Source organism: Stieleria bergensis, from assembly GCA_007745635.1.
GTDB lineage: Bacteria > Planctomycetota > Planctomycetia > Pirellulales > Pirellulaceae > Stieleria > Stieleria bergensis.
On sequence record CP036272.1, the window covers coordinates 2635217 to 2649906 of the forward strand.

The following is a 14690-nucleotide window of genomic DNA, read 5'->3' on the forward strand; positions in this document are numbered from 1 at the left end:
GCGATCACTCTTGCCAGAACTGTGGATGGCGTGAGGTCAAAAAAGTCGAACGAGCTTTTTGATTGGAGATGTTCGATCTTGGAGGTGATTCCTATGGCTTGGTCTCAGCCGAGGTGGTCGTCGGCGGGTGGCGGTTTTGACTCAAATTGCCGCTTACTGGCACTGATTGTGCAGCGGTGAATTCGCTGGCTCTGACGCCGGGAGAAATTGGCTTGATCTCCTCGATGGCTCGCGAGCTAACGCCGGAAACAATCGCTTGCACGTTCTGTGCTTGCAACTGCTGGGGGTCCTTGGCGGCCTTGTAGTTGGCCAGTTCAACCTCTTTGCTGGTTCCGCTAGATGTTTTGTGACGCATTCGTGGCCGATCGATGTCCTCTCGTTCGCCCTCCAAGAGCACACGCCCTGACGCTGAGCCAGCGCGGTAATGATCACTGGAGGAGGGTGCATGCTTGAAGCCGCAAAGCTCAGTGACTTCAGAGGCCATGACTTCACAGATCATTTCACGCACTTGGCCTCGCAAAAAGTCTCGAAAGACGCGACCGGTTTCCGACGCAGGAACTTGGCCAAGGGATTCAATAAGATTAACTTCGTTCATGATGGTCTCCCCGTTGGTTGCAGCCGACGTAAATTGAGAAATGGCGAAAGGCAGTATTCTGCCTTCCGGGAGACCATCCTTCAACTTTTAACAATCAGCGGGACACTTCCATTCGTTTCCCCCAGGGCGAAACCGTGGTCTCCCCTGATCACAACAATCGTATTCTGGCCGAGCCCGAGTCGCTCCAGCGCATCGAGCACTTTGCCGACTTGTGCATCAACATAGCTCACGCAGGCATAGTAACCGTGCCGCAGAATTCGACTTTGGTTGACGTCCAGGTCTTCGTCGTTCGGCACGCCCTTGTAACCGCCCAGTTCACGATGAGAATGCAGGGCGATTTCGGGAGATAATTTCACTGGATCGCGCAGTTCGTCCGGCAATTCAAACGCCGCTCCGTCGTACAGATCCCAGTACTTCCTGGGTGCGTTAAAAGGCAAGTGAGGCTTGAAGAATCCAACCGCCAAGAAGAACGGCCCACCGCCTTGCTTTAGATTCTCAAGGGTCTTCACTGCGAGATCGGAAAGTTTACCATCGGGATAGGCAGCTTCCGCCACGTCAGCGACTTCGTAAGCCGCCTGCTTCTTTCCCTTGCCCTGGTTGTGCGGAAGCAGATAGTTCTTCCAGCCTGTGCGTCTTAGGACTTCAGGTTCTGACCACGAAATCGGGTCAAGCTCCCTCTCATTGCCGCTGAAAACCTTTCCAAAACTGAGTGTGCGATAACCGTTCTGCTTGAAAAGCTGTGGCAGCGTCACATGCTCCGGCAGAGTGTCACGGAAACGATTGCGGTTGTGCCAAGCCTGAGTGTGATCTGGCAACAGGCCAGTCAGAAGCGCTGTCCGCGACGGCCCGCAGACCGCTTGTTGAACATAAGCAGGATTAAATTGTCGGGCGTTTTTCGCAAAGTGGTCCAGATTGGGCGACTTGGCCAGACGGTCACCATAACATCATAAAGCGGGACGCAGGTCGTCAATCGCAATGAACAAGACATTTGGTCGCGATGCACCATTCAAAGGGACTTCGGCCAACAGTCCAGCGACGTCGATGCAAAGGAGGAGACAAGCGGCACAGGTGATCGATAGATGGCGTAACATTCACTGCTCATTTCAACGCACGGCTCATTCAGTCCACAGGCTTTGGAGTATACCCTACATCGATCCGTCTTGCCGCTGAAGGATCGGATGTCTCGTCGTCGCGCGTTAAAATAGCCACCTCTGTAGGGCTCTGTAGTTCTCATCTGTCTCGAAAGGGACACTGTTGCTTGAGTGCAACACACAAAGCCGATGCAATGGTTCGGCACAGCGCAATGATTCGGCCAAAGCGACCAAACACAGCAGATCAGCCACAACGCGATAGCGTGCGGTTAGGCTGGGGCATTGAATTCCCGCTTAGGCCAAGAACTGTTCAATGGCGCCAGTCTGTTTCAAACCTTTGCGTTGCATGGTTAGGTCCTGGTCACCGTAGTGTTCAATGGGGTTGCCGTAGGCGTTGAGCAACGTTGTATACCAATTGCTTAGGGTCTTATGGCCTTCCGTTCCATGAAATGGCAATCGGATGAACCGCCCAGCAAGATCAAGCTTGCTGTTCTTCCCACTCATAACGATCATCGGAGCCTCGGTGTCAGGGCTATGGTGCCCAGCTCCGGTCTCTGGCAGATAGATGATTGTCGTATTGTCAAACAGCGTACCAGTGCCTTCGGGGATGGCCATCAGTTTTGTGACCAGCGTCTGAACCTGTTTGATATGGTGCGTCTTGATAACGTTACGCATGAACGCTGCACGACCACCAGGATCACCTCCACCGTGGCCGACTGCATGGATGGTCGTCTTTTCCTGGTTCTCAGGCAGAGATGCAATTTTGGTGCCCAGGTCATCAATGGTGTAGGTCACAACGTTGGTCAGGCCGGCCGCCAAGGCGCCAACAATCACATCAGTGAAGGCAGCTTGTTTCTGAGGCAGCGTTGCATTCTGGCCGCCGCCCGCATGGATGGGATCGAGCCCAGGAAGGTGCTTATTAATCCTCGTTGCAAGCCCCGCAACCTTGGCATTCCGATCGCGAGTTGACTTGAGTGAGTTAACCTGGTTGTCGATTTTCAGCCGTTCACCGCCGCGCAGCCCATTGAGACGTCGGGACTCTTTCTGGTGAAGATAATCCAACAAGGCATTGTCAGAAGCGACGGCGTCTGGATTGGTCACCGACTTGAAGAGTTCGTTGTATGCGGTCATTGGATCGGCATAGCAATAATTGCGTTGCTGGGCAGCGGGCGCGGAATAACCCGAGACAATGCCTGTCCGAATCTCACGACCGTGGGGAACTGCCAACGACATCTCGACATGGCCAAACGGCGACGGAAACAGTTTTGCCAACTCGAAGTCGATCGTCGCTCGCTTGATATTGCTTAACACATTTCGGCCGGCCTTGAACGCCCCCATGCAACCAGAGTAGGAGTAATGACCTCCGCCACTGACGGACATTGAGACGCCATGCAGGATCGTCATTCGGTCTTTGAAACCGTCAAGCGCCCCGAGCCACTGGGGGAGCTCGTGCTTATCGAGATCAACTTCGAACGCCTGCTTCTCCTTGTCCTTCTTCGCTTGTTCAGCCGAGAAAGAGGGAAGTGCAAATTGCTGTGGCAGGTTGCCATTGGACTTTCGAATAAAGATAAAGCGGTGTGGGGGCCGGTCGGGGTTCAATTCCACTGCAGAGGCGGGCGCCGCAAGCAGATGGTTGAACGCCGGGGTCATGGCCATGGTCACGGCGCCTGTGGCGGTCGTTTTGATGAATTCACGTCGATGGATCACCATGACGATTAGTCCTCAGGGGTTGGCTTACGGTAGATAAATGAGTCGGAGGTCAGCAGCGAGACAACAACTTCATCAAAGCTGCCGTTGCTCTTAAGGTACGCCTGTTCGGCGTCAATCAGTGTCTTCGAATCGGACAGTGTTTCATTGCGTCCCAGGAAGTAACGGAAGGCATGGCGGATGATTGACTGGCGCACCCGGTCGGACTTGGCAAGTCGGTCCACTAAGTCGAATGCACCGTCGACTTCGCCATCGAGGTCGGGATCGTTTGTCCCGTCGAGCACGCCCCGTGTATCAACAGGCAGGGTCTTGTAGACCGGTAGGCTTGCGCCGAATTCATTCGTTGTCTCTCGTTTGGCAGGCTCGATGAGATTGTCGGGGTGTTCCAGTTTTTCCTCTGTGCGGTATCGTCCAAAGTCGTCGAAGCTCTCGAACGGGAATCCCAGCGGGTCCATCTTTTGATGACATCTCCAGCAATAACTCTCGCCAGTCCGTTTCTCCATCCGCTGCCGGAGCGTCTTACCATTGTCCGGCGGAATCACCGCGTCGACAGTGATTGGCACATCGGGAATGGTCCCTGCGAGCAGTTTTTCACGAATCCACTTACCGCGGTGGATCGGGTCGGTTTCCAAGTTCTGTGCATGCGCGATCAGCCAGGCGGGGTGAGTAAGCAGCCCTTTGCGATGGGGGATCTTTGCCGGCTGTTGAGTTGGAAAGTCCCAGCTCCGCCAGTCCAGATTCCAATAGGTCGTGACCTGCTCGCCGCGCATCTGCTGCCCACTGCGACCGAGCACTGGTCCACCATGCCAGTAGCCCATGCCATTTTTCATGTAGGGCAGGGCACCGGATTGCCCCGCATCGAAGTGCAGTTGAAGTCCGAGCATCAGCTTTTGTAGTTTCCGAAGGATTTTCACATGATCGCCCTCCTTCTCGCGTTGAAACTCCCAGTGAGTCCTTAAGAAAGCCTCGTGCGGAGCGACGTCCTCTGGCTCCCATGCCTGCCAGTTTTTGTCCTTGAAGTAGAGGTAGATGTCATGCAACGAATCAGACGCTGCTTTCATCGACGCATTGTCACCGTTATGAAAGACGTAAAACTTGTCCGTTGTAAGCAAGCTTTCAAAGACCTGCTGATCCTGTTGAAGAATGAACTCGACCAACATGTCAGCTTCTTCAATCAGGCGACTGACGGCGGGTTCGTGCCGTCCAGCCCCAAACCGGCTATCGTCCTTAAAAACTTTGATCGCCTTGGGATAGCCAAAGAATTCTCGGAAGAATCGCAGCTTCCGGATCGGCTGATTGGTGACGCTGGGATTCAGGTTGGCCGCCTGCACCGCTTCGTCGATAATCGTCCAGCGGTCACGACGCTGGAGCATCCGCCGCACCTCGCGTTCGTAGTCTTCACGCGTCAGGAGACGACCGGTCAAAGCGGCTTGTTTCAGTTCCACATCAGGGCTTGAGTCGGTCAATGCGTAGGCCAGGGCATAGCTTGCATCGGTCGGCGACATCAATCGTCGACCATGTTGATCCGCAGTGCCGGTCCCAAATTCGTGACGGTAAACAAATTCGGTGTCCAGGATGAACGACTCGATGAGTTTGGCGATCGCCTGCGAACGACCAAGCTTGCTAATCAGTTGCTCAAACAGTTCTCGATTCTGGACACGCTCGGATTCGCTGGGTGGGCGTTCGAAGACACAGGCGTATAACTCGACGATCAGTTCATCAATCAACACATCATCTGCGTCACCCGCTTCCGCTCTGACTCGCTCCAGCGACTCGGTCCAGTCAAGCAGGCATTGGTCAATAATCGTTTGGTAGCTGTCACCCTTTTGACGATACGTTTTGATCGTCGCAGTTATCACTTGCATCTCGGCGTCATTCAGGGGTTTGTAAACCGGCGCCGAACCACGCTTCTTGGCTTCGCGGTAAATCAAATTCATGTCCCAGTGATCCCAGAACAACTTCATTAACTCAACACGATTCCGAATACGATGTTCTGGTACCCCAGCCATAAACCAATCACGTTCGGCTTGCAGGACAATGCGTTGATAGTCAGCGCGCTGTTGGTCCATGTAGGGCGTCCAGGTCGAACCAGCGCTATCCTTGAGCGTCTTAGTTGCGTCCTCAGTGACTTCATAGGGCGTTGTCTTATACGTTACGAGACTGCGAAACACCGCATCAACGTCTTGCTTATCCAGACCGCCGAGAAACTCAGGACGCTGAATGCGATACGTTTTCTCCCCTGGGAATTTCCTCGGTCGCATGCCTGGGAATGGAATTTCAACGCGTTTCAAAGTGGGTAAAAGTGCCTCATGTTGGTCGCCATAGATCGCTTGAAGCAGTTGTTCCATGTACCCGTCGGTCGTCAGGAAGGCTTTGCGTAAACGCAGTGTTTCGCGGTCCTTCAGTTCGCGTTGCATGAATGCGCCCATTGCTGGGAACTGAGATTTCATCACGGATTCGGACGACATGTGCGCCGCGATCCGCTTGGCGTTGGTGACCATGGTCAGCAAATGCCCCGTCGTTAGCGATTCCGTGCCGTAGTACCGCACGCCGATTTTTTCTGGCAGAAGAAATGGATTGGTGATCGTGCGACGAAACTTGTTGCCGTGTTCCGTCTTTGGACTCCAGTGCACCCCGCTGTCTCCAGCGACCTGCTGCCGAACACCATAGATCGTTCGCGAAGGTTGGTAATCCAGTAACCGATTGACCTTCTCACTGAAAATGAATTCGCTAATCATCCAGCGTCGATCGTGAGTGTAGCCAGGCACATGAGCGTATTGGCCCGAGAACAAATCATCATGATCGATCACGTTGCCATACTCAAAGCGTTCTAGCTTTTCCGCCAGCGCCTGGGCCGCCTTGCCGTTGAGTTGGCTGTTCAGCCAGTTCAACAGAACCTTGCGGTCGGCCTCGCTTGGCTGCTTCGCGTCCTTTGGTGGCATGTCTCCAAGGTGGACCAGTTCATGAACGTTCGCTAGAAGCGTCTGCCGCGCGACTGCGTCCATTGCTACCAAGTCGTTGAGCTCCACTTCGCCCTCTTGCTTGTCGGGGCCGTGGCAAGAAACACAGTAGCGGCTTAAGACACGTGTGGCCGCATCTTCCAACTCGACCGGACTTAGCTGAGACGCTGCTAAAGTGGTCTCAGAGCGCAACTCATCAGAAGAGCCTGATTCTTGAGCCTCAGCACGGACAGCAAGCGGAGGGCTGCAAAGCCAACCGAAAACCATCAATTCTAAGCCGCACAGAAGCATTGCATAACTCGTCGACTTCATTTCAGTTCACACACCAGTGATGGCTAAGGCTAGAAGTTGTGCTTTCCACGTTCCTGCCAACGTTTCAAACGTAATCATTTTTGACAGGCAATGTAAGAAGACGATGCGGCACTACCCAATTGCATGTAAGCCGCTTCGATCGGGCAGTCAACGCATCTTCGTCAGAAAGAGACGTGTGGTTAAAAGACCTCACTTCAAGATTGTAAACTCTCCTGGCATCAAACGCCAACGCACTGCTAGCTCCCCGGAAACAAACGCCAAAACCCAACAAATTTCGCGACAAAATTGAATTCGAACCAACCGCACCTGAGCTGCCTAAAGCGCTATCCGAAACAAGCCAAAATCCAGCGTATTCTTGACGCAATGCAAAACGCTATTGAAAAGCACTGGTTCGAGAGTTCGACCTTCCCACGATTCAATGACAGTGAACCAGAACTGTTCAGTGGGATGCCCCGACTGTTGTTCAAAACACTGACCGTCTCTCTGGTGATTCTTTGCTTAAAGTTGCAGTGACGCGTCGCAGAGGTGCCGATGTCCTCGGAACACGTTGGAGGCGCCACCAAGGACGGTGGTGACTGGCGATCAGCAATCTGATAAACGCTTTTTTCCCAACAAAGTACTCGTCCGGCCTTTTGCCACCGCGAGTCTTTCAACGCCTGCTGCCAGACCAGAACTGATTTTTCTAAAAAGTCTTGATTTCAAGCGTTGAATTCGGCGGAGAGCGGACGCAATCCCATTGAGGAACAACGCTGGCAACCGATTCCAACCGTGAAACTGACACTGCTCTCATGAATGGGACGATTCGTTGGCTATCGGTATCGTAAGACATGAGATCTGATCGCAAAAGTGTCACAAAGTCGTTGACACATTCCGGAATGGCAAGCACGGCACCCTACGTCGTTTAAATTCCAGGCAACTCTGTGCGGACGGGGCAAGGCCTCGGCAATGGAACCACGAAGGACGCGATGAGCACGAAGGGATAAGTCATGGAACGACCTCGCGGGCGCGGCACCCGCCTGCGTCCCGTTTACTGTCGCCGCTGCGCGACCGGGAGCGTTCCAGTGTGGCGGCAACCGAGTTGAAACCCGGATCAGCCCCGGATCATAGAACTGAGATTCGAAGAAACTCTCCATGTTCTCGGTGCCTCTGTGTTTTGATTTTCTTCGCCACGCAAGTTAGAACGCGCTCCCCGAAGGCAGACCGCCGTGAGGTCAAAAAACTCGAACGAGCTTTTTAAGTGGGGATTGCAGAGCATTGAGGTGATTCCAATGCCTTGGTCTCAGCCGACGTGTTATCGGCGGGTCGCGTTTTCGGCTTGAATTGACGCTTGCTGGCAGTGAGCCCAGTCTTCGGTGTGCTGCCAACGCACAAGCTGATCCAGCGCTCGCTCGGGGATTTCCAGCAGCGGGTTCATGTGCTGCACAGGCCCCTCACAGTTCTTGCAGCGGAGGATGTTTGTGACCGCATCCTTCGTGCTCTTCGCCTCCTTCGTGGTTCATTCCCGGTTTCGCGACGATTGCAAGTTTCGGTGGACTGTCCTCGGCAGATTATCAGCGCTTGCATGACCAGCGACGCTGGTGTCATTTTTCTAGTGCAAGGGTTTGGGCGAGAAGCCCTGGCGTTGCTTGCATTCCAAGGGACTATCCCGAACCAGTTGTCGAACACCTGCGGCGTTCGGAGACGATGTGTGTGGGGCCTGTCCCCAGGGTGCTCTGCGCGCCCCTGGGCTATGGGGTAGAACACCTTTGGCGTTCGGAACTCTGGATGCAATTGTGAAAGCCACTACCTTGGATTTGGCTGGTTGCTTGGGCGTGTTTCTCTGATCATGTGCTTCGAAGGAACGTCACGCTGGGCTGCCGAACGCCGTAGGTGTTCCACATGCGGTTTCGGGCCAATCGAGCAGAGAGCAAATGTTATCTGCTGCACAGGCTTTCGCCGGAGGTTTCTCAGCCATGCGTTGTCAGCGGCGCTGGCTCATTCAGTAAGCCCTCTTAAGACGCGCAGAGCAGCTGTTTACTCAAGTGATCAGTGACAGGCAAGCGGATCTTCTGGCTGTGCAACCAGTCCTCGATCCTGACGATCTCGGCCGGTCAACCGTGCTAACAGTGGGAGCAGCTTTTGGGGAGCACGCCATCAGCGTTCTGCTGGTTGACTCACACCAGCCCTGTCAGCGTGCCAGTGCTGCTTGCGAAGCGGTCGGTCTGCAGCCCCATGTTGTGGAGCATGCTCAGATAGAGATTGGCAAGCGGCCTGTTGCTTTGCGGATTGAACGCGAGGTGCTGGCCGTGGCGGAAGCCGCCGCCGGCGAAAATGATCGGCAGATTCTTGTTGTTGTGGATGTTGGCATCTCCCATGTGGCATCCATAGAGCACCATGGTGTGATCCAGCAGGCTGCCATCGGGCTCGTCAACGGCCTTCAGATCGCCAAGCAGTTCGCCGAACAACCCCATCTGCGCCACTTCGATTTCCTCCAGCTGTTTCAACTTCCGCTCGTCTTTGCCGTGATGGGAGAGGTTGTGGTAACCACCGAGCGACCTGCCGTCGTCAAACTTCACGCCCGGGGTGCGCACACTGCCCAGGAACAGGGTGATCACCCGAGTGGAGTCCGTCTGGAAGGCGAGCCGAGACATGTCATTCATCATGCGCACCATTGCGAAGAATTCCTTCTTGTCGCTTGGGTAATCCGGCTTGGCTTCGTCCACGTTGGGCTTGGGCCGCGTCTCCCACGATTCGGCCTCGGCGAGCCGCTGTTCGAGGCTGCGGACGGCGGTTTGAAACTGATCGATCCGCTCGCGATCCGAAACGCTCACGCGCTTGCTAAGATCAGAGCTCTGTCCCATCACGACGTCGAGAATACTTCCTTTTTTACGCAGCCGCACCAATTGCCGCTGCATCGCCTTGCGATCCCCCTGAAGAAACATCTTCTTGTACAGTTCGGCCGCACTTTGAATGGTGGGAATCTCAACGCCGGCCTGGGTGTAGGACAAGCTTCTTGTATCGTTGATCCCAAGTGAAAGTGACCGGAAACGCGTCTCATGACCCAATTCATTGGCGATCACTTGGTCGAGTGAAATGCTGTTCCGAAAACTCGCTCGCCCGGGATGGGGAGCCGCGGTCAAAAACGTTTTGTCGGCGCGGTGTCCCCCGTCAACGCCGGGATGAGAGAGACCGCTGAACACGGTGAACTGCCCTCGGTGCGCCGCGATTTGCTTGAGGTAAGGGGACAAGGCATAGTCCCTGCCCGACGTTTTCGGAAAGAAGTGTTTAGGAATGAAGCCGAGATCCTGGTTGATCGCGATCATGCGCTTCGGCGATGCCTTTGCACGTTCAGCCCCGAAGGATTCAAGCACAGGTAGACTCAGACCGACACCAGCGGCGCGCAGCACTGTTCGACGAGATGTTGTCATCAGATTACTTCCGCAGGAACAATGGACTCTGAATGATTTCATGGATAATGGTACGAACGGCAAACTCCGACGGCCGACTCTTTTCGAGAATCACTGAAACGTCATCGCGATCCGCAAAACGAACGGGTGCTCCGGTGGCATAGACTAAAAGCTGCTCGGTCAAATTCCGTGCAATGGCTTCTTCATCCTGCAGGAGTCGTTTCTTGAATTGGAGAATGTCAGCGAAGGGTTCACCGCTGGGCATCACACCGGAAGCATCGACTTCCTTTCCGATGTAGTGAACAAACTCGTTACCACTTCGGCCCACTCCCTCGACTCGCATGGATCCCTCCGCGAGTGAGCGATAGTTCTGCCTCCAGCGGCCCATGACGTCGAAGTTCTCCAGCGCGAAGCCCGGAGGATCGATCTTTCGGTGACAGCTGGCACAGGATGAGTCGGCCCGATGTTTTTTTAATAACTCTCGAATCGTTGCCGCACCACGGATATCCGGTTCCACGGCGGGGACAGACGGTGGCGGCGGAGAAGGGGGATCACCCAGCAGTCGCTCCATCACGTACACGCCGCGTAAGACCGGCGACGTAACGGTTCCGTTTGCTGTCACCTTTAGCACCGAAGCCTGAGTCAGGATTCCGCCGTAAGGGCTATTCTCTGGAAGAGACTTGCGCTGGAACGCGGGGCCGAAGACGCCAGGAACGCCGTAATGTCGAGCCAGACGTTCATCAAGAAACGTGTAATCCGCATCGATGATGTTGCGAGCCGGCAGATCGCGATCAATCAGATCAGCGAAATAGAGACGAGACTCTTCGACCATCGAGTTCACCAGCCACCAGTCTCCAGCGTATTCCGGATAGAGCTCCCGGTCAGGATCGGTGTCATTGATCTTGTCGAGCTTGAGCCAGGAATTGAGGAACTCCTTTACGAATCGTTTCGCTTCCGGCTTTTCGAGCAGGCGATCGACTTCCGCTCGAAGCGTATCAGGCTCGCGAAGTTTTCCTTGTCCAGCCAGGGAGCGAAGGTGCTGGTCCGGCATCGATTCGCCAAGGAAAAATGAGATTCGTTCGGCGAGCGCAAAATCATCGAGTTCTCCCGGCGCGCCGCAATGAAAGAGGAATTCTGGCGAAGCCAGCACCGCCGAATACGTCGCGATCATCGCCTCCGTAAACGTCTCGCCCTCCTTCAGCAACTGCTTCGTGTATCGGTAGAATCGATCGAACTCCGCCTCGGCAACCGGACGCCGATACGCCCGATCCATAAACGCCGCCAACAACGTGCCGGCATCCTTTACTGGTTGTTCAGAGACCGCCTGAACATGGCGGCCCGCTTGCTGGAATGGCACGTCGCCAAACAACGCCCTGTAGGAAGCGGGTGGCCACTGCTTGACGATCGGTCCTTCAACTTCCAGCCAATGAAACGCGACGCCGGGATACGCACCATCCGTTTTCTGGATCGTATGTGGCATCGCGGGAACCATCGGACTTGGCAATCGCATGCAATCGAGTTTTACCATGGCCCCTTTCTCCAGAAACGCTTCTAGCTGAGAAACCCCTGGCGTTTCCGGCGGCGCCTCAAAGACTCCAATCGGCAACTTGCTTTGGGTGTTTGGTTCGTCCAGCGTGGACGAGTACACCTTGACCGGCTCACTGCGTTTTCCGGATGAGACCCGGTCATTGACAGGAGTCGGATAGCGTCGCGAGGCATCCAGCACCAAATCCGGATAGAAACGCGGCTTCTTCTCGCCTTCCCAATCAACGTAGTCCGTCTGGCGAAGCACCGATCGTGCCTTGAGGCGAAGCTTGTAATCACCTCGGACCGGCGCTTTGAATTTTTCGAAGCCATAGTAGAACGGGGTATAGGCTCCTCGAAAAATGGCGGTGGACGCATCTTCCAGAGGCCGAACCTGAGTGATCTTTTTCTCCAAATCATCGACGTGAACGAATTGAACGGCATCCGCGATCACCCAACCCTGGGCATCCTTGTTGCTCAGCGATACCTCCGCTGCGCGGTCGAATGTGAAACGTCCCAGAGGAAACCACCGCCCTTGAATTGGCGGCTTCTGTCTTTGATCAATAGACAGGTCGGTTTCGCCGTTGGCGTGGCGAACCCGATACGGCGCGGTCCTGGCGAGGCCTTCTCCGCCACAGAAACTGACTCGCACTTCGTAGGTCCCTGGTTTCGGCAATCTAGCCTTCCACGTGATCGCGTAGGCGCCCGTGTGCTTGTTGTCGTCAGCCAGATAGTGGTCACCGATGTGATTGGATCGACGCGTGGACTGGATCCAGGGCCCGGTGCGTTCCGCCTCGGTATCGTCGACGATGGTTCCCGCCGATGGGGACGACTCCACCGGAGCAGCAAAGCCTCTCTTGTTGAAAGAGTAATCCTCGTTGATGTTCAAGCCTTCCAGCGCGAGTGAACAGCGCGCCCAGCCGAGATTCCCTTTCCCGGCCCACATCTTCGCTTGTTCACGAGCGTAATATCGCTGCGTCGTGGAATCTGGCTTGCTGGTGGGAAACTCAATCGCACGGCGAAGCGCAAATTCGGCTGCATCCAGATAGGCATCGACCTGCACATGAGAAACATCAAGCGCTTCGCCCACTTTCGCGAAGCCATGGACCTGACCGTCCAGGGGTAACTGATCAGCGATCTTGAGGTAAGGATCGTGCAGAAGATCGCGAAGAATGTTCTCGTATTCAAAACGATTCACCCGACGTGAAACGGAGCGTCCGTGACGTGCGTCCCTGTTTGTCTGAAACCGGACGATTCGATTGGCCAGATCCTTCACCGCCGAGTCGCGCCGGCCCTTGCTCAAATGGCCTGCATCCTTTGGCGGCATTTCCCCGGAAGCAAGTCGATCATGAATCTTCACCCAGATACCGGCCAGATGAGGATCCTCAAGATTCCATTCAAGCGATGGAAGGTCCAATCCGCCCTCGGCCTCCCCGCCGTCGTGGCAATCCACGCAGTGTTTGTCAAAGAGCGTGGTCATTGTCTCTGCCAAATCTGCCTGATGACTCAGTTGCGCATCACTCACTGGGGCGAAGATCGCGATCCCAAACGCAATGAGCACGGCCAATGCAAGCCGCGACAGAAGCGTGCTTCGTTCGTTGACCACAAAACCACACAGGAAAAGCAGGCTGTGACGAGAAAGGTTGTTCATTTTAATCGCAATGCTCACTTCTGAAACTTATCCAGCCACGTCTGGACTTTGAGTCCTGGATGCTGATTGTCCGGGATCATTCGAGCCAGACTCTTCCTTGTTTGGTTGTGCTCCGGTTTGGTTGCCAGGTTGGTCCATTCGTTGGGATCCGTTCGGTGATCGTAAAGTTCCTCTGAACCGTCCTCATACCGAATGTATCTCCAGTGTTCGGTGCGGACCGAAGTGTTGCCTTCACCATACGAAGAAATCGCAGGCCCGCGAGACGCCGAAGGATTAGCCAGTTGAGGCTGAATGGATGTTCCGTCGAGCCATTGTGGCACGCCTAATCCGGCGAGGTCAACCAGTGACGGATAGACATCGATCAGACTCACTGGTTGTGTGCACTTGCTTCCGGGCCTGATTCCCGGACCGCGAACCATGAAGGGAATATGCGTTGTCTGTTCCCAGATCGCTCCTTTGCACCAATGCTTCTTTTCCCCCAGATGCCATCCGTGATCGCTGACCAGCATGACATAGGTTTCGCGTCCACGAGGGTTCTGCTTCAGGCTCTGCAGAAACCGGCCGATCTGGCGGTCAACGAATGCAACCGACGCATGATAGGCTCGAATGGTCGCCTCCCAATCGTCGTTGGCAACGATGTATTCGTGATCGCTCTGGCCGTTGTGAAGCGCTTTGTGAGCATGAGTGCGAGCGAGTCGCCGAGCGAATTCGGGCAGGTCATCCCAGTCATCCACGCCCTCCGGTTCAACAGGGCGGCGAATTGATGCGAGCGGGAATTTCTCGAACCACGGCTTCGGTACGTGCAGCGGACGATGGGGACGAAAGAAGCCGACAGTCATCAAGAGCGGTTTATCGGTGACAGTGTTCCATTGTTCCGTCGCCCACTGAGCCACTTTGTAGTCGCTCATTTCTTCGTCTTTGGCATCCAGGGCAAACCCGTCGTTGGGCGCTGCCATGGCGTTGAAGTTATTCTTTCCCGGCGGCGGTGCGGGATCCTTGGGCTTTCTAAACAGCGAATCACCATGTTTGCCGGGCGTGCCATGGAACACTTTCCCGCCACTGGCAACGCGATAGCCGTTGTTCATGAAAAACTGCTGCAGAGTCGGCGTTGTGACGCCGGTTTCTTTGCGGAAGCGAGCGTTAAAATAGGTTCCCGTCTTGAACGGATAGACGCCGGCCATCAGGCTGGTTCGAGACGGACGACATTGCGGCGAGTTGCAATAGGCTTGCGAGAACAGCATGCCGCTTGTGGCCAAAGCGTCGATGTTCGGCGACTGCGCATCCGGGTGCCCAGCGAGGCAACCAATCCAATCGTTCAGATCATCGACGATGATAAACACGATATCGGGACGCTTCTCCTCGGCCAACGTGACATTCGACAACGCGGCGAACAGAATAACTGTTGCAAAGATGAGCTTGTAGATGTGCATGGGTGTTGCCTGTGTTAAGCCGCCAAACGACGGC

At 54.9% G+C, this 14690-nt stretch carries 7 protein-coding genes and 2 pseudogenes; all 9 read right to left on the reverse strand.

The window, feature by feature from the left end; all coding sequences use genetic code 11:
• Positions 1–184: 184 nt before the first annotated feature.
• Positions 185–689, reverse strand: a pseudogene (locus SV7mr_RS08940) (IS256 family transposase); the annotation flags it as partial.
• A pseudogene (locus SV7mr_RS08945) lies at positions 676–1527 on the reverse strand (sulfatase-like hydrolase/transferase); the annotation flags it as partial. The pseudogenes SV7mr_RS08940 and SV7mr_RS08945, both read right to left, overlap by 14 nt.
• A gap of 12 nt (positions 1528–1539) precedes the next feature.
• Positions 1540–1686, reverse strand: coding sequence for a hypothetical protein (locus tag SV7mr_RS25215; protein ID WP_419188293.1), 147 nt, complete (start codon positions 1684–1686; stop codon positions 1540–1542).
• Between the two features lie 294 nt (positions 1687–1980).
• Positions 1981–3396, reverse strand: coding sequence for a DUF1552 domain-containing protein (locus SV7mr_RS08950; protein ID WP_145271205.1), 1416 nt, complete (start codon positions 3394–3396; stop codon positions 1981–1983).
• Between the two features lie 5 nt (positions 3397–3401).
• Positions 3402–6665 carry a DUF1588 domain-containing protein gene (locus tag SV7mr_RS08955; RefSeq protein WP_145271207.1) on the reverse strand — a complete coding sequence of 1088 codons (3264 nt, stop codon included), beginning with the start codon at positions 6663–6665 and terminating at the stop codon, positions 3402–3404.
• 1291 nt (positions 6666–7956) lie between these two features.
• Positions 7957–8079 carry a hypothetical protein gene (locus SV7mr_RS25220; protein WP_419188294.1) on the reverse strand — a complete coding sequence of 41 codons (123 nt, stop codon included), beginning with the start codon at positions 8077–8079 and terminating at the stop codon, positions 7957–7959.
• Positions 8080–8818: 739 nt separating this feature from the next.
• Positions 8819–10072, reverse strand: a complete 1254-nt coding sequence (locus SV7mr_RS08960; RefSeq protein ID WP_145271210.1) for a DUF1552 domain-containing protein — start codon at positions 10070–10072, stop codon at positions 8819–8821.
• A gap of 4 nt (positions 10073–10076) precedes the next feature.
• Complete coding sequence (locus SV7mr_RS08965) at positions 10077–13226, reverse strand: DUF1592 domain-containing protein (protein WP_145271212.1); 3150 nt, start codon at positions 13224–13226, stop codon at positions 10077–10079.
• Between the two features lie 14 nt (positions 13227–13240).
• Positions 13241–14656: a sulfatase gene (locus tag SV7mr_RS08970; protein ID WP_145271214.1), complete on the reverse strand. Its 1416-nt coding sequence runs from the start codon at positions 14654–14656 to the stop codon at positions 13241–13243.
• Positions 14657–14690 lie beyond the last annotated feature (34 nt).